Origin of the sequence: Streptomyces sp. NPDC058964 (assembly GCF_042741275.1) — a bacterium.
Lineage (GTDB): Bacteria > Actinomycetota > Actinomycetes > Streptomycetales > Streptomycetaceae > Streptomyces.
On sequence record NZ_JBHYKH010000596.1, the window covers coordinates 1 to 5,161 of the forward strand.

3 protein-coding genes are annotated in these 5,161 nt (G+C 67.4%); all 3 read right to left on the reverse strand.

Annotation, left to right across the window (positions count from 1 at the left end):
- Nucleotides 1-106 precede the first annotated feature (106 nt).
- Nucleotides 107-2,044: a galactose oxidase-like domain-containing protein gene (locus tag ACFW2E_RS41080; RefSeq protein WP_384475499.1), complete on the reverse strand. Its 1,938-nt coding sequence runs from the start codon at nt 2,042-2,044 to the stop codon at nt 107-109.
- Nucleotides 2,041-4,005: a glycosyltransferase family 2 protein gene (locus ACFW2E_RS41085; RefSeq protein WP_384475502.1), complete on the reverse strand. Its 1,965-nt coding sequence runs from the start codon at nt 4,003-4,005 to the stop codon at nt 2,041-2,043. Before ACFW2E_RS41085 ends, ACFW2E_RS41080 begins: the two co-directional genes overlap by 4 nt.
- Nucleotides 4,006-4,312: 307 nt before the next feature.
- Nucleotides 4,313-5,035 (reverse strand): FadR/GntR family transcriptional regulator, encoded by a 723-nt coding sequence (locus tag ACFW2E_RS41090; RefSeq protein ID WP_384475505.1) that lies wholly within the window; start codon nt 5,033-5,035, stop codon nt 4,313-4,315.
- Nucleotides 5,036-5,161: the final 126 nt, after the last annotated feature.

The following is a 5,161-nucleotide window of genomic DNA, read 5'->3' on the forward strand; positions in this document are numbered from 1 at the left end:
TCACTTCGGCGGTGGGTGCGCATCGTCAGATTCTACTCTGGCGTGCGTCCGGGGCGTGGGGGGGGGGCCCCCGCGGGGCCGGAGGGCGCCCCCGAGTGGCCCGCGTCTACGGGACCTTGACCCACTGGGCCTTGCTGGGCGTTCCCTGATCGTCGTCGACGAACAGCATGTACCACCCCGACGGAACCAGGTTCCGGCTCTTCGGCACGGTCACCGTGATCTTGTTCCCGGACCGCTTGAAGTCCAGCGCCACGGACCGCTGATCCACGTCCGTCACGTGCGTGGACGCGCTGGGCCGGATCAGCCGGGCCTTTTTGATCGTCGAGGCGTGCTGGGACGTGAACGTCCCCGAGGCGCCGCGGGCGATCGTCTGCGGTCCACCGGACAGCGACGGACGCGAGTCCCGGTACAGATACGGCGGCGTGTAGATCTCGATCCGCTGCTCGAACTGGCCCGGCCTGGTGTTGGCCTTGTCCTCGTACAGGGAGTCCGACCCGAAGAACATCACGCGCCCGTCGGGCAGCAGGATCGAGCCGGAGTGGTAGTTCCGGCCCACCAGCGGATCGGCGACCCGGGTGAAGCCGTTGCTGTCCGGGTGGTAGAGCCGTGCCTGGAGGATGTTGGAGTCACCGCGGCCCCGGTAGTCCTCCGAGCCGCCCGACACCAGCACGGTGTCGTCCGGGAGGACCGAGGACTGCGGATAGCGTGTGCCCTTCTCCAGCTCGGGCCCGTCCACGAACTTCGGGTTCGGGGACTTGAGGTCGATCAGCCGGGTCTTGTTGCTGGACAGCTTGGACTCGCCGACGCCACCGCCGCCGACGACCATGTACTTCTCGTTCTGCGCCGGCGGCAGCAGGACCGTGCCGGACGTCTCCATCTCGTTGGGGTCGCTGAGCCCGGGCAGCTTGGTGAACTTGTTGGTGTCCACGTCCCAGATGCCGGGCGTGCGGCCCACGTTGTCCGGGCCGTAGCCCGCGTTGGACCCCGAGTAGAAGATCTTGCCGTTCTCCATCAGGAACAGCGCCGGGTAGGTCGGGAACTGCCGGATCTTCTTGGTGTACGTCCAGGTCTTGGTCTTCGGGTCGAAGATCTCGTTCTTGCCCGGGACCAGCTGCCCGATGTCGTCGAGGCCGGAGACGCTGAGGACCTTGCCGTCGCTCAGGGTGGTGAGCGTCGGGTACCAGCGGGCCTCGTTCATCGGGTCGACCTTGATGTACTTCTCGGCGACCGGGTCGAACTCGTAGGCGTCCCGGATCCCCTGGAAGTCCTTCTTGTCGAGGGCGAGCTTCTGCGCGATGCCGTACGTGTTGCGCGCGTCGGCGCCGGTCAGGCCCTGCACCCGGTAGTTGTCCTGGGTCCCGGTCTCGTACTTGGCGCCGCTCTGCTTCGCCTCGACGTAGATACGGCCGAGCCCGGGGTCGTTGCGCAGGAAGGCGCCGGTCTGCGGGTCGAAGACCTTCTTCGCGCGCGGCACCAGCACCGGGTCCTTCGACACGAAGGTCTTGCCATTCTCCTTGCCGGTGAACTTGGTGCCGGCGGGCAGCGTTATCGGCTTGTCCGGGTTCTCGTTGTGCACCACCATCAGGCCGCCGGCCTTGGTGACGTCGCCCTTGAGCTTCTCGTAGCGCTTCGTCCCGCCCGCGATCAGCAGGTTGCCGTTGGCCAGCTGGGTGTGGCCGGTGCAGAACAGGTCGGCGGGCGTCGGCACCTTCTTGATGGTGCCCTTGACCGGGTCCCAGATGCGGGTGTCGAACTTCTTCGCGTTGAAGTTGTCCTGGTTGTTGCCCGATCCCGCGATCAACAGCACCTTGCCCGTGTGCAGGAGTGCCGCGTGGATGGTGTCCTGGCGGTACTCCTTGGGGAACTCGATGATGTCCCAGTGGCCGTTCTCGGCCTTGTACTCGGGCCTGTTGATCTTGTACTGGTGGTATTTCTCGGTCCCGAAGCGGTACAGCCACGGACCGTTCATCCCGGCCAGCGCGAGTACCACCGCCGTGCCTATCGCAAGTCTGCGGGCGCGGCGGCGACCAGCACTGTCGTTCATTCCTTACGTCCCCCAAGTCCACCGAGCGCGGTCTGCATGTTCTGGTCGTTGCCCCCGTTCGTGGCGGCCCAGCTCGGCCGCTGCTGCGGGGCGTGCGGCGCGTAGGGCGAGGGCGGCGCCACGGCCGGTGCCGGGACCGCGTCCTGCGGCTCGGCGAACGCGGGCGCGGCGGGGTTCTTCTTCTCCTGCCGCAGCGAGTACCGCCACGCGAAGATCGGCGATGCGGTGATCAGCATGGCGAAGGCCGCCCAGGTGATCATCGCGGGGTGGGAGTGCCCGAACACGAAGCCGGCGGTGAGTGAACCGCCGAAGACCAGGATGAAGAACCAGTGGATCCGGAAGGTCCCGAACAGCGTGTCGGGGCTGGCCGAGTCGCCCTTGGGCGTCACCACGAACTTGCTCTTGCGCCGGAGCACCGCGTCCATCAGCGACCGGGCGTAGATCGGCGCGGACAGCGCCGACATCACCATGCCCGCGACACCGCCGGAGCCCTCCGGCTCGTGCGGGGAGACGTTGTGGCGGCGGTTCCAGACGTACAGGCCGATCTGCAGCGCGGACGCGTTGCCGTACAGCATCAGCCACACGGTCGGGTCGATGTTCACGCCCGAGGCGCCCAGACCCAGGAACAGAGCGCAACTCAGCGCGGCAAGGATCCAGTTGAGGGCGGACATCGGGTAGAAGATGATCATCATCGTGTAGTTGAAGAGCTTGCCGGGCGGCAGCGAGAAGAAGCCCTTCCAGTACTGCTTCAGGATCGTCTCGTACGTGCCGCGCGACCAGCGCATCTGCTGGGTGAAGAAGTCCGTCCAGGCGTTGGGGCCCTCACCGACGGCGAGCACGTCCGGCGTGTACACGGACCGCCACTTGCGCCCCGTCGCCGGGTTCTTGGCGCGGTGCATCTCGAAGCCGGTGGCCATGTCCTCGGTGATCGAGTCGTACAGGCCGCCGATCTGCTTGATCGCCTTGATGCGTACGGCGTTGGAGGTGCCGACGAACATCGGGGCGCCGTAGCGGTTGCCGGCCCGCTGGATCAGCGCGTGGAACAGGAACTGCTGCGACTCGGCGGCCTTGGTGACGAACGTGTCGTAGTTGCCGTAGACCTGCGGGCCGATGACGAAGCCGACGTCCGGGTCGCGGAAGTAACCGAGCATCCGCTCCAGGTAGTTGGGCAGCGGTACGTGGTCGGTGTCGACGGAGGCGAAGAAGTCGTACTCGTCGCCGTGCGCCTCCAGCCAGGCGTTGTAGTTGCCGTGCTTGGTCTTGGCGCGGTGCGGTCCCTTGGCCTGGTTCCACCGCTCGACGCCCTTGCGGGAGAAGTGGTGCACACCCAGGCGCGCGCAGACCTCCTTGACCTCGGGGTCGTCGCCCTCGTCCAGCAGCCAGACGTGCATCAGACCCCGGTGGCGCAGTTTCACCGCCGCCTCCAGGGTCCTGGTCACCATCTCCAGCGGTTCCTTGCCGGGCACGAACGAGGTCAGGAAGGCGACCCTGGTGCCGGTCTCCGGGACCACCGGGACGGGGTCGCGGGCCACGAGCGTGGCGTGCGCGTTCGACAGCACGTTCATGCAGCGGAAGAACTCGATCAGACCGATCGAGACCAGCATCACGATGTCGAGCGCGGGCAGGAAGTCGTAGGCCGGGTAGTCGCGTTCGGTCCAGTGCTCCGGCTGGAGCAGCCAGCCGAGCAGGACCAGGGAGAGCAGCGGCGCCGCGCCCAGCATGAGCGCGGCTCGTACGCGGTGCGGCTCCTGCGACAGCAGCGAGCGGTACTGCACCGTGTACGGCTTGGTCGGATCCGGCTGGGTGAGGGGGCCCGCCAGTCGGCTGTAGTGCTCGTAGTCGTATCTCGGCAGGGCCTTCTTGATCCGGCGGAACTGGCCCGTCCGGTGTGAAGGCATCCTTAGCTGTGTGGTCTGTGACGGGTCGAAGTCCCGCCGGGCGCCAGTCGGCGTCGACGTCATGAGTCATCCCCCCACACGCAGGTCACCGCGTGTCTGTTGGTTCCATCAGCCGCTCAGGTCCCCCTCGACCCGCGCAGCCGCGTCATTGGTGGGTCACAGGCTCTCCACACCATATAGACATGGGACCGTGACCTTCCGGTTGCATGATGCCCCCCTCGGCATCCGTTCATGGGCGGGGCCCCTCTCCCCGCAAACCCGGCAACCGCTTGCTCGCCCCCTCAACTGCCGCGTATCGGCCGCAGTTTGAACAACCAGGGTTCTACGGCGTTCAGCATGATCGCAAGATGCGAAACGCGGTGTTTACCGGTCATACGCGTTCATTGTGGCGCGTGTGGGGATCCTGTGGATCCGTTGTGCCGGTCGTCGACAGGCGTGCGCGGATGTTGCCGAAGTGGTCTCTTATGGCCTCCTCCGCCCGTATGGAATCGCCGGACCGGACCGCGTCCAGGATCTCCCGGTGCTGGCGGCAGGTGACCCGTGGATCCTGCGGAACGTCCACCAGATCGCGCTGTACGCGGTGGAAGGCGTCCCAGAACGCCTCCAGCACCTCACTCAGCAGCACGTTGTCCAGCCCCCGGTAGAGGGTGGCGTGAAACGCCCGGTCGGTCTCGGCGAGGCCGGCTCCCTGCGCGGCCTCCCGTTCCATACGGGCGACCAGCCGTTCCAGTTCAATCAGGTCCGCCTCCGGCAGCCGTCCGGCCAGCCGGGAGACCAGTCCCGTCTCCATCGCCTCGCGCAGCTCGAGCAGCTGGAGCAGGGAGTCCTCGCCCCTGTGGTGCCCGGCGACGGTGCGGAAGGCGAGCCCCTCGACCATCGGCGCGAGGGACATCGGGCCGACATAGGTGCCGAAGCCGTGCCGGATCTCGACGATGCCCATCGCCTGGAGCGCCTTCAGCGCCTCCCGCACCGAGTTCCGGCTCGCGCCGAGGAACGTCATCAGCTCGGGCTCGGTCGGCAGCGGGGCCCCGGAGGGAAGCCGCCGGTCGACGATGAGCTTCTTGATCCGCTCCTGGAGGTCTCGGGCTGCCATGGCGAGAGGGTATCCGGCCAATCGGGGGGAGGCCCGGGTTCCGGCCATTCGAACAGTCCCTCCCATGCGGAATGGGGCGGCGCGCGCGGGGGGGGGGGGGGCCGGAGGGGGGGGGGGGGGGGCGCC

Coding starts and splice junctions, on each gene's coding strand:
- ACFW2E_RS41080 (WP_384475499.1), bottom strand. CDS start 2,044: ATGAACGACAGTGCTGGTCGCCGCCGCGCCCGCAGACTTGCGATAGGC.
- ACFW2E_RS41085 (WP_384475502.1), bottom strand. CDS start 4,005: ATGACGTCGACGCCGACTGGCGCCCGGCGGGACTTCGACCCGTCACAG.
- ACFW2E_RS41090 (WP_384475505.1), bottom strand. CDS start 5,035: ATGGCAGCCCGAGACCTCCAGGAGCGGATCAAGAAGCTCATCGTCGAC.